At 50.8% G+C, this 14,192-nt stretch carries 9 protein-coding genes; 3 read left to right on the top strand and 6 right to left on the bottom strand.

The window, feature by feature from the left end; genetic code table 11:
• Nucleotides 1-4: 4 nt before the first annotated feature.
• The 4 genes from guaA to helD all read right to left on the bottom strand — a co-directional run bounded on the left by guaA (nucleotide 5) and on the right by helD (nucleotide 5,676).
• Nucleotides 5-1,561 (bottom strand): glutamine-hydrolyzing GMP synthase, encoded by a 1,557-nt coding sequence (gene guaA / locus FD30_RS01625; RefSeq protein WP_056943629.1) that lies wholly within the window; start codon nucleotides 1,559-1,561, stop codon nucleotides 5-7.
• Between the two features lie 80 nt (nucleotides 1,562-1,641).
• Nucleotides 1,642-2,220, bottom strand: a complete 579-nt coding sequence (locus tag FD30_RS01620) for a hypothetical protein (RefSeq protein WP_056943628.1) — start codon at nucleotides 2,218-2,220, stop codon at nucleotides 1,642-1,644.
• Between the two features lie 69 nt (nucleotides 2,221-2,289).
• The gene (coaA, locus tag FD30_RS01615) at nucleotides 2,290-3,213 is read right to left on the bottom strand and encodes a type I pantothenate kinase (protein ID WP_024746797.1); all 924 of its coding nucleotides are present in this window, start codon (nucleotides 3,211-3,213) and stop codon (nucleotides 2,290-2,292) included.
• A 159-nt stretch (nucleotides 3,214-3,372) separates the two neighbouring features.
• Complete coding sequence (gene helD, locus FD30_RS01610; protein ID WP_024746796.1) at nucleotides 3,373-5,676, bottom strand: RNA polymerase recycling motor HelD; 2,304 nt, start codon at nucleotides 5,674-5,676, stop codon at nucleotides 3,373-3,375.
• A gap of 170 nt (nucleotides 5,677-5,846) precedes the next feature.
• On the opposite strand from helD, the gene FD30_RS01605 reads away from it, so the two are divergent.
• The 3 genes from FD30_RS01605 (at nucleotide 5,847) to FD30_RS01595 (ending at nucleotide 11,413) form a co-directional block, all read left to right on the top strand.
• Nucleotides 5,847-7,703, top strand: a complete 1,857-nt coding sequence (locus FD30_RS01605; RefSeq protein WP_056943627.1) for a cation:proton antiporter family protein — start codon at nucleotides 5,847-5,849, stop codon at nucleotides 7,701-7,703.
• A gap of 1,076 nt (nucleotides 7,704-8,779) precedes the next feature.
• Nucleotides 8,780-10,405, top strand: a complete 1,626-nt coding sequence (locus FD30_RS01600) for an ATP-binding cassette domain-containing protein (protein ID WP_056943626.1) — start codon at nucleotides 8,780-8,782, stop codon at nucleotides 10,403-10,405.
• A 345-nt stretch (nucleotides 10,406-10,750) separates the two neighbouring features.
• Nucleotides 10,751-11,413: a histidine phosphatase family protein gene (locus tag FD30_RS01595; protein WP_056943625.1), complete on the top strand. Its 663-nt coding sequence runs from the start codon at nucleotides 10,751-10,753 to the stop codon at nucleotides 11,411-11,413.
• Nucleotides 11,414-11,502: 89 nt separating this feature from the next.
• On the opposite strand, the gene FD30_RS01590 is transcribed toward FD30_RS01595, so the two are convergent.
• Together FD30_RS01590 and FD30_RS01585 are read right to left on the bottom strand one after the other, a co-directional pair.
• Nucleotides 11,503-12,474, bottom strand: a complete 972-nt coding sequence (locus tag FD30_RS01590) for an AEC family transporter (RefSeq protein WP_082604768.1) — start codon at nucleotides 12,472-12,474, stop codon at nucleotides 11,503-11,505.
• A gap of 53 nt (nucleotides 12,475-12,527) precedes the next feature.
• Nucleotides 12,528-14,162: a malolactic enzyme gene (locus FD30_RS01585; RefSeq protein ID WP_371862349.1), complete on the bottom strand. Its 1,635-nt coding sequence runs from the start codon at nucleotides 14,160-14,162 to the stop codon at nucleotides 12,528-12,530.
• Between the last annotated feature and the right edge of the window lie 30 nt (nucleotides 14,163-14,192).

The raw sequence follows: 14,192 nt of genomic DNA, 5'->3' as shown, positions 1-14,192 counted from the left end.
AAGCTTACTCCCATTCGATTGTCGAAGGCGGCTTACTCGTGACGTCATACAGAATGCGGTTCACGTGCTTAACTTCGTTGACGATTCGCACGGAGATGGCTTGTAAGACATCCCACGGAATGTGCGCAAAGTCGGCCGTCATGCCATCGATGGACGTTACCGCCCGGATACCGACCGCATAATCGTAGGTCCGGCCATCGCCCATGACCCCGACACTCTTGATGTTTGGCAAGACCGTGAAGTATTGCCAGATATCCCGGTCTAAACCGGCCTTTTTGATTTCTTCTCGTAAGATCAGGTCACTGTCCCGAACAATCTGGAGTTTCTCAGGCGTAATCTCGCCCAAGACCCGAATTCCCAGACCAGGACCAGGGAACGGTTGCCGCCAGACTAAGTCACTCGGCATCCCCAGCTTCTCACCTAAGCTCCGGGCTTCGTCCTTGAACAGGGACCGGAGCGGTTCGATCAATTGGAAATGCATGTCCTTCGGCAAGCCACCCACGTTATGGTGGGACTTAATGGTCTGTGCCGTATCGGTCCCACTTTCGATCACGTCGGTGTACAGGGTCCCTTGGGCCAAGAAGTCGATACCGTCCAACTTTTGCGCCTCGTCGTTAAAGACTTGGATGAACTCGTTACCGATGATCTTCCGTTTCTTTTCCGGTTCCGTCACACCAGCCAGCTTACTCATGAAGCGGTCCTGCGCGTCAACCTTGACGATGTTCAAGCCGAACTTGCCTTCCAGGCTGTCCATGACCTGCTTGGCTTCACCCTTCCGGAGTAGCCCGTGGTCCACGAAGATACTGGTCAGTTGGTTCCCAATGGCCTTGTGCAACAGCACCCCGACCACGGAGGAATCGACCCCACCAGACAGCCCTAACAAGACGCGCTTGTCACCGACCGTCTCGCGAATCTGTTCGATCTGCAGATCAATGAAATCGTCCATTGACCAGTTGGCTTCCGCCTGACAAACATCAAACGTAAAGTGCTTGAGAATATCGGTACCGTACTCCGTGTTGCGAACTTCCGTATGGAATTGTAACCCGTAGAAGTTCCGGGAAACGTCTTGAATGGCCGAAATCGGGCAATTCTCACTAGTTGCGACCCGTTCAAAACCATCTGGAACCTGCGTCACCAAGTCCCCATGACTCATCCACACCGTCTGCTTCTTAGGGGTTCCCTTGAAGAGCGTTGCGTCGTCACTTAAGACCTCAATCTCAGCGCGACCGTATTCGCGGTTGTTCGCTGATTCAACCTTCCCACCAGGAAGATCGTAGGCCATCAGTTGCATCCCGTAGCAGATCCCCAGAATCGGAATCCCCAGGTTAAAGATTTCTGGATCGACCTTCAACGCGTCGTCATCATAGACACTGTTCGGTCCCCCAGAAAAGATGATTCCCTTAGGGCCCCAAGCTTTAATCTCAGCGGCACTCATGGTGTGCGCCTTGAGCTCGGAGTAAACGCCTAAGTCACGAATCCGGCGCGTAATCAGCTGATTATACTGACTACCGAAGTCTAAGACGATGATTTTGTCAAATTTGGACAGATCAACGTTTGCCAAGCCATTCACCCTTTCTTTTTTGGATAACACTGCCTATATAATACTAATTTCACCGGTGCGGGTCAATCAAAAATTGCCGATTAAGGCCGCCGATAACGCAAGTGTAAGTAGGTTTGCCGGTCAAACCGTCGCCGTTGGGTGCTGACAAATCCATACTGGGCCGCTAAGGAAGCGATTGCAGTCCCCGGACGCACATCTAACCCCACCACGGGCTTGTCATTGACCCGGGCGCACCGGAGCACATCGGTCATCAGCCACTCGTCAAACCACTTCAGCTGATAAGTCTTATGCGCATACCGGGGATTGACCGTCAATAAGTCCAGGTACCACTCGTCGGGCAACGCACGGGGACGGACCACCGGCTGCTGTGGCGGCGTGATCTGCAACCGCTCGAATAGTGTGGTCCACTGGTTATCCAGCTGACCTTCCTGCTCCGCTGGAAAGCCGAACGCCACCCCAACCGCAACCCCCTGGTTCTGATAGACCCGCGCTAAGTGGTAGTTATACCGAAAATTCGGTTCCCGGTAGCCCACAAACAGTAATTGCGACAGCTGTTCCTTGGTGACCCGGCGGAGTTGCCGGTACTGTCGACGTTCCAACTCGTGTAAGACCAGCATGGCAACCGCCGGCCCATCGACGATTTCCGCATTCCGTAGCATGCCATCCCCTCCTTTTCACCAACAGTCAACCCCCGGATACCAGTGGGTTCCGGGGGCTGTGTGGTCAAGCTAATACTTCCGCAACAACAAGCGGTCGATGCGGTGATGATAGGTCTTGTGAATAATCATATCCGCCCGATTACGGGTCGGTAAGATGTACTCTTCCAAGTTCTTCAGGTCGATATCGTGCCAGACCTGCTTACTCTTACGCATGGCCTGGTCGTGGTCTCCGATGGCATAAGGATAGTAGTAGTTGGTCGGATCCTGGAAGGCCGTCTGAAGGAGCAACTCGAACCGCTCCAAGAACCAGGTCTCAATCAGTGACGCCTCGGCATCCACGTAGATGGAAAAGTCGGTAAAGTCACTGACGTAGATCTGTTCGTTGGTGGGAAGTTGCAGGGTGTTGATTCCTTCGACAATCAAGATGTCCGGGTGCACGATGTACTCGAACTGATCGGGAATCACATCATAGATCTTATGCGAATACAGGGGCGCCTTGATCAGTGGCTTGCCCGACTTCACTTCGTTCAAAAAATGAATCAGCGACGACATATCGTAGCTCTCCGGGAACCCCTTACGTGCCATCAGGTTCCGCTTCTTCAGCTCTTCGTTACTGTACAAGAAGCCGTCGGTGGTGATCAGCTGAATCCGCTGCCCCACAAAGTAGTGGTTCAACAGGACTTCAAGTAAGCGGGCCGCGGTACTCTTTCCCACCGCCACACTACCGGCAATCCCGATGATGAACGGCACCCGGTGCGGGGCTTGGTGCAGGAAGGCCGCCTTGTCCTTCTGGAGTTGCCGGTAACGGTCGAACTCGAGTCGTAATAGGTGGACCAACGGAATATACACATCCTGGACGTCTTGAAGGGAGATACGGTCATTGAAGGCTTTGATCTGCCGTAGACTTTCGGGAGTCAGGGGCAGTGCCGTGGCGTTGGCGAACTGCTTCCACTGGTCGCGGGTAAATGCATTGTAATTAATGGGATCACTCATGAAGACACCTCGAAATGATTTTGCAAAATTTATCTCCCATTATAACGCATTTACCCAACAAATGAACCGCTTTCGGTCCCTCAGATTCTAGGAGTTGCTGCCAGCTCCTAAAAAAGACCGTTCGCAACCGGAAAAGCTCCGGCCCCGAACGGTCCTCGATTAGTCTACGTTTACGACTTCAAATTCATCCGCCGGCACGTCACTCAGCAGTGGCGATAATTGGTCAATCGCCACCAGGCTCAACCGGTGCATGGCCCGCGAGCAGATGGTGTATAACAACTGCCGCTCGTCGTCCGCCCCGTAGCGACTCTTCGAGGCGTGCCAGACGATGACCGCGTCGAATTCGAGCCCCTTGGCTAGGAACGACGGCACTACGATGATTCCGGGCGCCAGCCGTTGGTTCTCCGAGCGAATCAGCGTCACCTGAACGCCCGCTGCCGTCAGCTTCTCCGTAATCTCGCGACAATCCGCCAAGTCTTTCCCAATAATGGCCGTAGTCTCGTGATCCTGGTCATTGCGCTTCAGTTCCGCCATCACCCGTTGTAAAGCCGCGTCTTCGTCCGGCGCCACCGTCATCGTCGGCAGCTCCCCTTCACGAGCAAACGACGTCACCGCTTCCCCGTTCTTCAAGATGTGCTTGGTGAAGTCGGTCACCTGTTGCGTTGACCGGTACGACTGGGTCAACTGAACCACCCGCGTCTTCTCAGGGTCAAACATGGTGCTCAACTCCTGCAATAACGTGTGGCTGTTTTCTTTGGTGAAGATGGCCTGGTTCAGGTCCCCCAGCATGGTGAACCGCGCCCGGGGGAACGTGGTCTTCAAAAAGGCCAACTGGAAGGCATTGTAGTCTTGAATCTCGTCCATGAAGACGTACCGCATCTCCCGGTCACCGCTCTTTCCGGCAATCTTATCGTAGAGGTACAGGTACGGCGTGGTGTTAATCAACTGCATCCGGTGGTCGCGCAATTCACTGATCGTGGTGTCCACGCTGGCATCCCAATCTGCCTGGGTAATGCCGTACTGGGTCAGGTCAATGTGCCGGGGCATCTCCCGCAACATGTGCACGTACTGGTTATTGATACTCAAGAACCGTGCCCGAACGATGGCCCGCCGAACGGATTCCAGTGACTGCATGACCACTTTACGGGCCAAGAACTGGAACTCCTTGTCCGCCGATTCGAATTCTCGCGGATGGTCCCCGTACAAGCTATCCAGCTCTTCTTTACTCAGGTCCTGGATGGTTTCTTCGACCCACTTAGACTTCATTTCTCCCGCAATCCGCCGGTTCAGGATCCGAATCAAGGCTTCCTTAGTCGCCTGGAGCCGGTTGCCCAAGTGGTAGTTGCGATTGAAGCTGTAGTAGATCTCTTGGATCTTTTCTTTAGGAATGAACGGCTTGCCTTGGAAGACAATATTGCGGAAAACCATCCCCCGCTGTTCCAAGTGGTCCGCGTAATGGGTCACCGCGTTGAAGAAGGCCAGGCTTCCCTTTAATTGGGTAATCTTTTTCTCAGCCGGCGTGTTACTCTCCGCAAAGCGTTGGGCTAAGGTCTCAATGTCGATCTTCGGCATCCGCCGCCCCGCGTACTGGTAGTAAGTCATCTGGACCATGTTGTGCTCGCCCAGTTCAGGCAGCACTTGGTCGATATAGTCGTTAAAGAGTTGGTTGGGGGAGAACAGCATAACTTGTCCCGCCGTTAAGTGTCCCCGGTAACGGTACAGGAGGAAGGCCACTCGTTGTAAGATGGCCGCCGTCTTCCCGGACCCCGCCGCCCCCTGCACGAACAGCAGGTCGGAATGGGTGTCCCGGATAATCTGGTTTTGTTCCTTTTGAATGGTGGTCACGATACTCTTCATATGAGTATCGGAATGTTCACTCAGCGCCGACAGCAGCATCTGGTCCGTCACGGTCTGGTCCGTATCGTACAGCGTGACGATGGTGCCATCTTCGATCTGGAACTGCCGCTTTAACTTCACGTCAACGCTCTGTTCACCGTCCGGCGTCTGGTAGCTGACGTTCCCCAGCTCCCCGTCGTAGTAGATACTGGAGATGGGCGCCCGCCAGTCGTAGATCAGGAAGTGATCCGGCGTATCCGAAAAGGACCCTAGGCCGATGTAGATGGTTTCTGGCTTGGCATTAGGCCCTTCCTGAAAGTCGATTCGAGCGAAGTAGGCCCGCTTCTCCAGACGCTTCAACGTACTCAGTTCCGTGGTGGCGTGTTGCCAACTATTCTGTCGTTCAGCCAACATCTGTTGCTGCTGCCGCACGGATAACGCGGTTTCCATGATGCCCTCGTAGCTATCCGTCTTGAGCCGCAGATCGTTGACAAAGTTCTTCCGAATCCCCGCCTCATCGCTTTCGGCAACGTCGATTCGTTTCTTAGCCTCCGCCTGGGCCACCTTGATTTTGGCAACGACCTCATCTAAATGCTTTTGTTCTCGGGCTTTGATTGAATCTGCCAACGCAATTCCTCCTTGGTGTGACTGACAACCTGCTGGTCAATTCTGCAATAATTCGCCTAACAATTTTACACTTCTTTTCCTGACAAATAAAGCAATGCGCCCCCAAGCACCAACCACCGTGCTTAAGGGTCAGTTTGCTATAATAGAGCCAAAGTTCGGGGGGATTTCAGATGAATCAATTATCATTATTAATCATTTTAGCAGCCGCACTGGTGACCCCATTAGCCATGGCTCGGTTTCGGTTAAGCCTCTTACCAACCGCCGTGGTCGAGATCCTAGTCGGCATCTTATTGGGCCCCAGTGCCCTCAACATGGTCCACACTAACGACACGTTGACCCTGCTATCGAATACCGGGGTCATCTTCTTAATGTTTCTCAGCGGGATGGAGATCGACTTCAGCCTCTTCGGGCGCCGCAAGACACCCCAGACGCCTCTAGCCGCAAAGGTCGCCAATAACGCGCCCAAGTACTCGCCGGTCTTCCTGGCCGGTCTTAGTTACCTGCTGATTGCGGTCTGTTCACTACTGCTCGGCTGGGGACTGGTGGCCCTCAAGCTCTTCTCCGACCCCTGGCTAGCCGCCATCATCTTCATGACCATCTCCCTAGGAATCGTGATTGCGACCCTAAAGGAAAAGGAACTTTTGAGTAAGCCATTCGGGCAAACGGTCCTCCTGATCGCCGCCCTAGGGGAAATTGTCCCCCTACTGTCCCTGACCATCTACGCGGCCATCTTCGGTAGCCACAACCAGTCTCTATGGTTGATCCTATTAATCTTTGTGGCCGCTGGTGTGCTGTTCATCCGGTTCAAGCCGTTCTTCAACTTCTACGAACGGATCAACAAGTCGACCACCCAACTCGACATTCGGCTGGCCTTCTTTCTAATCTTCAGCCTGGTAGTCCTGGCCGAATCCGTGGGGGCCGAGGGAATCTTGGGCGCCTTTGTCGCGGGGATCGTGATGAAGCTGCTACAGCCCCGCGAAGACACTAAGGTCCGTCTCGACGCCATCGGGTACGGGTTCTTCATCCCCATCTTCTTCATGATGAGTGGGGCCAACCTGAACCTGCGGCAACTGCTGGCCCAACCTGCCACGTTGATCCTGATCCCCGCTTTCTTCATGGCCTACCTATTGGCCAAAGTCACCGTCTACGGGGTCTTACGGCTCCGTTTCAAACGCGGTAACGCCCTAGCCGGTACCGCCATGTCCGCGGTCACCATCACCATGGTTCTAGCCGTCTTGCAAGTTGCCAAGGCCATGCACGCCGTAACCAGCCAACAATCCGGCGCCTTCCTGTTAGCGGCCATCCTGACCTGCGTCTGCGGGCCGCTCCTCTTCAATATGAGTTACTCCGCCGAAGCCGAGGACCTGAAGAAGACCACGGTTCACTTCATCGGCACCAACCTGATGACGGTACCAGTCGCCCAGCAACTTTCCCAGGGCTGGTACGACATCACCATGTACACGGATAAGGATACCAACTACCGGACCTATAACTCCGAAGTCAATACCCAGTTGCTTCCGGAACTGACCCCCGAATCAGCTAAGGCCGCCGGGGTCTTTGATGCCAACACCGTGGTTCTGGGACACTTCAACGCCACCAAGAACTACGAACTGGCTAAGGCCGCCAAAGCCTACGGGGTCACCCGGGTAATCGTCCGGTTCGAGGACCGCAACGTCTTAGACCAGCGGGCCGATGAACTCATCGCCCTAGGTATTGAAGTCTATAACACACCTAGTGTCAACATTGCGATGTTGCGTAGCTTGATTGAAACGCCTACCACGCTTCGCTTGCTGACGTCTAGCAACACCACGGTCTACGAAGTGACACTACGGAACCGGCGCTACACCGACTTGGCGATCCGTCAGCTCCCGTTCGTGGGCGACATCACCATCAGCCGGATCTACCGGGACGGCCACTTCCTGCGGCCAACCGGTGAGACCCTCCTCAAGGTCAACGACCGCGTCATCTTCACCAGTAGCGCTACTACCGCCCGCGAGATTCGGCAGAAACTGGGGGTCCTCAACTAGGAGCTTTACAATTACGTTAAGATTTTCTGTTACCGCGTTTTAACCCGACTGCGTAGTTAACCGTTAGCACATAAAAATGGGTTACATCCTACGTGAGAAATTAAATATGATTCTGCCAAGGTATGTTCTCACTGTTCACACGGGAACATACCTTTTACTGTTTGCTGAAATCCACTGATAGCTGAACCAACTCACATATTCTAAGGAAACCCCTCTCGGTTCGGCTAAACCCTTGCGGAGTAGACACCTTGACTGCTATTTCGTTTAATCGTGACCAAGTGGCTTGGGAACAGCCACTTGGTTGGCAATAGCTTAGTAAGCACGGCTTAACGTAACGGCTAACCGGATGCGGTCACGACATTTTAAGATATGATGTGCCTTGGTTTCCTTATTGGTTACACTTCGATCATAAATCCATCGTTCCAGTACATACGGTTTGACTCATCGTCTTCTTAATTAACTCTTGGACCAGTATTTACAAGTTAGTTAGTTGGCCTCCCTACATTTCCAAACTTACAAATAATAGCAGAATATTAAAATGATGATTTAGTAATCCGACTAAATATTATTAGAGTTGTGAAATCTCTGGCTGGGAACAAACAGAAAAAACACTATTTATATTAAAAACACATAATAATTTTCCGAATAACCAATCAATCGCATAATCTAGGCACAGTCAGCGGAAATCATACAACTTTTTAAACCAGCATTGAAGACGTAATTAATGTGTTATACTTCGGTTCACATACAGCCATTGATAACCCGTTTGACTCAATCTCTCAATCACTGATTGGATTAAGCCAATACATTCTAAGATTATTTGTAAGTGGAAGAAGGTCGCGGTTTCTGCCTCGGCCCTCTTCCATTTACAAATGAGAATAAGTTTAAATCAGAGACTAAGCTCTAAAAATCTACCTCTAGAAAATTAGCCTCGCCTTGAACTAATGAAGCTAATCTCGTACTTAGTTACTTTGTTAAGAAGGAGAGCACCTTAAATCCGACTTCAAGCGATCGTCCCACTAGCTCTTATTTAGCTTCATCAAGATTGGCCTGGTTAAATTGGAAGCGAACCATTAATGAAACATTACATCCTTCAACACAAAAGGGAAGTTTATGAGTATACAGCTGCTATGATTGTTATGGAATTGCTAACAGTATATAGTGCCACTCTAAACGCGGATATCATTAATGCGTTAATCAAGGGAAAACTGACTCTTTTTTTGACAAAGACTGTAACGCTGCTCATCGTATGGGGATTCATAGTGACAATTACCTACTGGGGAGCAATCTTCAAAGAGAAAGCCATACAAAATATAGATATCTCAATACGTTTAGATTTAGTAAGCACGCTATCCTCTAAAAGTTACGCGGATTATAACTCACGTTCAACGGGTGTTTATGAATCTTGGATCAACAATGATATACAGCTTATTAATGACCAGGGCCTATCCGTATTCTTTTCGATAATTCCTGCCATTTTTGGTACAATCTTTGCAATTTTAACTCTTTTTAGCTATCACTGGAGTTTAGCAATTTCATCAATGATATTAGCAGCGCTAATTATCCTGACACCAAAAGTTTTTGATAGAATTGTGTCTTTAAGTAATCGACGCTTAACTTCTGAAAATGAAAAATTTGTAAAGACAACCCAAGACTCTCTCGACCATTTTAATCTTCTTTACACATTTAACTCATTATCGTACCTAACAAATTCCATTTTTAGTTCGTCTAGTGCATTAAAACACGCATATGTTGAGAGAGAAAAATCACAATCTAAAATTCTTGCGACTGGTTTTATGGGAAATGTTATTTCGCAGGTTTTATTAATCGGTCTCAGTGGCTTTTTAGCAATTCGAAGAATCGTCACAATTGGAACCCTTAGTGCAACTGGGTCCCTCTCAGGAAATATTTTCAATAACTTAGGCTCACTGAGTAATAATTTAGGCATGATTCGAGGCGTAGATCCAATATTCATGAAATTTGAAAACGAGCGGAAGAAAACAACCCAACCAAAACAAAGACCTATTCAAGACCATGATCTTGAATTCACTTCAATTAGTCTGATAGATGTCACCTATTCTTATCACAACCAACAGCCGACTCTCCAGCATATAAATTATCAATTCAACCTTAATAAGAAGTACTTAATTCTAGGAGAAAGCGGCGCTGGAAAAACAACGTTACTCCGCATCATAGCCGGATATTATCGTGACTACCAAGGAAAAGTTTTTTTGGGTCAATACGATTTGCAAGACTGTAGGTCTTCGTCAATTAATGCTAAGATTTTATATCTTGACCAAAACCCTCAGGCTTTGAATGCATCAATTCGTAAAAATTTAGCTTTAACAGATACTTACACTGACGAGCAATTAATCCGTGTCTTATTAAAAGTGAAATTAATAGCTGATAAAGAAGATGGCGCATCGTTTCTAGAAAAAAGAGCTGGACAAGATGGTTCCAATTTATCCGGAGGACAATTACAACGTTTAGCTTTGGCACGAGGATTATTACGTCATATCAGTATCATCCTATTGGACGAGGGAACATCGTCCATTGACGCCACTAATGCGATAGCAATTGAAAATATGTTACTAGGGGAACCTAACCTCACGTTAATCATGGTTAGTCATACGCCACATGATCATAATAAGAATCAGTTTGACAAAGTCATTCATTTTGATCACCTAAATCATGGTCATTAAATCCACAGGCACGCTACCTCTTCTAGAAACTTAAGTCAATGAGACCAAAAACAAGCTAAAGACGGTAGTAGCAGCGTTTTAGAGCTTATGGCTGGACATTGCGTCTCAGCCCGGTCATAGCTTTTAGCCGAGAAAAACCGCACTGGTGAAGAATTGGGCGTTAACGCGTCGTACTCATCTTAAACCCGTTCCTAGCTACCGTCTCAGCAATTTACCCAGCAAATCAAATCAAGCATGACTCGTTTCTCTACCAGACAATGTGATACACTAAGGTCTGTTGATATCACCCGAGTCTCGCGCTGGCATCACCACCCGAGGCTAATTAATCTATAAGGAGCGTTTTTCATGGCAACCATCGAACTCTATCTGGTCCGTCACGGCCAGACCTATCTCAACAAGTATCACCGGATGCAGGGCTGGTCCGACTCCCCCCTGACTGATCAGGGAATCGCCGATGCTGATCGGGTCGGCCAACGACTCGCTAAGATTCCGTTCGCGGCCGCGTACGCTAGCGACATGCTACGGGCTCAGACCACGGCGCAACACATCTTAGCGGCTAACGACACCCTCGATGTCGCCGACCTTCAGACGGCCCCGGCATTGCGGGAAGAGAACTTCGGTTTCTTTGAAGGACTCGACTCGACCTTCACCGCCCACTTCGTCGGTTCACCGGTAGGGTCTCACTCCTACGACGCCATGATTCGCGACCTGACCATCGAGAAGACCCGCGACCTGATCAAGGAACACGATCCCTTCCACGATGCCGAAAACGACCAGGAGTTCTGGGATCGCCTGCAACCCGGCCTAGACGCCATCGTAGCGGCCGCTCAGGATGGCGACAAGGTGGTCATCGCAACGCACGGGACCACCATCCGCAGCATCGTGTCCAAGTATTCCGACATTGACGTTGCGAGTTCCGCCAAGAACGGTTCGGTCACGAAATTAACCGTGAAGGACGGCCACTACAAGGTCAACTACTTCAACAACACCACCGGCAAACTTAAATAGTTCCACAATCAAAACGGGCCCATCCCCAGCGGAGGATGGACCCGTTTTTCGTCTGTTGTCATCAACTTTTTCTATTCTGCGATTACGGTTTAAACAAACTGAATCAAACTCATCAAAATTGGCACGACCACGATGAACAGGACCGTACTGGTGGTGACCACGTTGGTGGCGTACTCAACGTCGCCGTGGGCCTCGTTGGCCAGGATTGGCAGTACCGCCAGCATTGGCGTCGCGGATTGAACAATCAGCGTTTGCGATGCTAGCGTTGGCATATCGTTCCCGAAGTGGGCGCCTAACAGAATCAGACCAACCATGACCACTGGTGCTAGGACGAACCGGCCTAAGAGGGCCACGATGGTATCCCGGTCAAAGTGGATACTCTTCAGTCCGGCATCGGCCAACACAATCCCAATATAGACCAGGGACAATGGCGTTACCAAGTTCCCCACGTAAGTCAGCGTTGAGTTCACGAAGCTGATTTTCAGAATCGGGATGTTCAGGAGCAAGAAGACCAAGGCCACCAAGAACCCGACTAGGGGCATCGGCAGAACCTTTTTCCAGTCGATATGATGATTTCCGGTCTGTTTAGGCTTGGTTGGGTCATCGTTAGAGATCAGGAAGACCCCGAAGGCCCAAGTCGAGACCGTGTTCACGATATAGTAGACCAGGAAGTAGGTCATACTCTGATCACCGAACAACGCAATGTTTAACGGTAACCCAATAAAGATGGTGTTGGCGTTGACCATCGCGTTGATGAAGATCCCCCGGCGGCCCGGACGAACCTTCATCACCCGAACTAAGAAGAAGGCAATCAGGTAACCGATGATCACGGAAATGAATCCGTAGACCAGGTACCCCGAGAAGGAGACCAGCTGTCCCCGCGTTAAGCGACTCAGTACTGAGACGAAGATCGACGCGGGCAACGCAATGTTCTTGATGAACTTCGAGATGGTTCCCCCGAACTGGTCGTCAAACCAGCCCTTCCGTCGTAAGACGTAGCCCAAGATCATAATCAGGACCACGACTAGGACGCTTTGTACCGAATTCCATAAAACAGTCACTAGTTATATTCCCCTTTACTTTAGAATCAGTGCAGCGGACTGCACGGTCGGCGTTAGTCGACGGACTTGTATTCTGGGACCCACTTCATGTCCGCAACGGCTTGCTTAACATCCGTGATGGGTTCCTTGTTCAGCTTCTGATCAACGACACTCTGAGCGACCACTTCCGCAATCTTCTGTGAGAATTCCGTCAGTTGGTCAACTGGTGGCAAGACTGCCGCGCCAGGTTGGGTGGTGTCGACCAAGCCGCCTAAAGCATGGCAAGCTGCCGACAACGTTTCCCCGTTCAAGACCTTGGCCGTCGAAGCGATCAACCCAAAGCCCAAGCCAGGGTACATCAGTGCATTGTTTCCTTGCCCGATGTGGTAAGTGGTGCCATTGTAGTCCACGTCGCCCACTGGAATCCCGGTGGCGATCAAGGCCTTACCATCGGTCCACTTCAAGAGGTCTAACGCCTTAGCTTCAGCCAACTTGGTTGGGTTGGAGAGTGGGAAGATGATTGGCCGTTCCGTGTGGGCCGCCATGTCCTTAACGATAGCTTCCGTAAAGGTTCCAGGTTGCGTCGATGTCCCGATCAGGACCGTTGGGTGGACCGCCTTGACAACAGCGGCTAAATCAGTAAGTTCGGCCGCATTGGCGAAGTCATCCCGGTTCCGTGCGAATTCCGTCTGCGCAGCGGTCAAGTCTGGCGTGTCACTGAATAACAGGCCTTGCTTGTCGACCGCGTAGAGGTGTTGCCGGGCTTCATCGGCTGACAACCCTGCCCGTTGAAGCTCATCAAAGATCTGGTGGGCAATCCCCATGCCGGCACTCCCAGAACCGAAGATCACGATCTTCTGGTCCTTAATGTCTTCGTGGGAAATGTTCAAAGCCCCTAAGATCCCGGCTAAGACCACCATCCCAGTGCCTTGGATGTCATCGTTAAACGTCGCAATCTTATCTTGGTACTTGTCTAAGATGACCTTCGCGTTAGACCGGCCGAAGTCTTCCCAGTGCAACAGTGATTCTGGGAACAGCTTCTGTTCCGCTGCGACAAACTTGTCGATCACAGCGTGGTAGGCGTCACCGTAGACCCGCTTGTGGTGATTCCCCAAGTACATCGGGTCATCTAACAATTTCTGATTGTTGGTCCCTGCATCGATGCTAACGGGCAGGACTTGCGCAGGGTCAATACCGGCAGCGGCTGTGTAGACCATCAGCTTTCCTACGGCGATGTCGACCCCGTTGACGCCCCAGTCACCCATTCCTAAGATGCCTTCAGCGTCCGTGACCACGACTAAGCGGATGTCCCGACCGTTGGCGGCGTTGCGCAACGTGTCTTCGATACTGTCCGGATCGTCCACGGAGATAAAGGCAGCGCCTTGAGGATCCGTGAAGAGGTGGCTGTATTCTTCGATGGAGTCCGCAACCGTTGGGTCGTACACGATGGGCATAAATTCAACCACGTGTTGATTCATCAGATGGAAGAATAACGTCCGGTTCTCGTTGAACAGGTTCATCAAGAAGATTCGCTTCTCCAAGTCACTCGACTTGCTTTGGAATTGTGCGTAGGCTTGTTGGCTCTGTTGGTCAATGGTTTGGACCGTGGCGGGTAACGTCCCCGTCAGCCCAAGTTGCTTCCGTTCCGCCTGAGTAAAGGCCGTTCCCTTGTTTAAAAATGGATTGTTTAAAATATTTTCTGCATTCATCATCACTAACCTCCAATTGGTTAACTTCAA

Origin of the sequence: Levilactobacillus namurensis DSM 19117 (assembly GCF_001434785.1) — a bacterium.
Classification (GTDB): domain Bacteria; phylum Bacillota; class Bacilli; order Lactobacillales; family Lactobacillaceae; genus Levilactobacillus; species Levilactobacillus namurensis.
The sequence above is the reverse complement of the archived record's forward strand: the minus strand, read 5'-3'. Positions and strand labels throughout refer to the sequence as shown.

Excerpts from the sequence above, each read along its gene's own strand:
- FD30_RS01620 (WP_056943628.1), bottom strand. The coding sequence starts at position 2,220 with ATGCTACGGAATGCGGAAATCGTCGATGGGCCGGCGGTTGCCATGCTG.
- coaA (WP_024746797.1), bottom strand. The coding sequence starts at position 3,213 with ATGAGTGATCCCATTAATTACAATGCATTTACCCGCGACCAGTGGAAG.
- FD30_RS01605 (WP_056943627.1), top strand. The coding sequence starts at position 5,847 with ATGAATCAATTATCATTATTAATCATTTTAGCAGCCGCACTGGTGACC.
- FD30_RS01600 (WP_056943626.1), top strand. The coding sequence starts at position 8,780 with ATGAAACATTACATCCTTCAACACAAAAGGGAAGTTTATGAGTATACA.
- FD30_RS01595 (WP_056943625.1), top strand. The coding sequence starts at position 10,751 with ATGGCAACCATCGAACTCTATCTGGTCCGTCACGGCCAGACCTATCTC.
- FD30_RS01585 (WP_371862349.1), bottom strand. The coding sequence starts at position 14,162 with ATGAATGCAGAAAATATTTTAAACAATCCATTTTTAAACAAGGGAACG.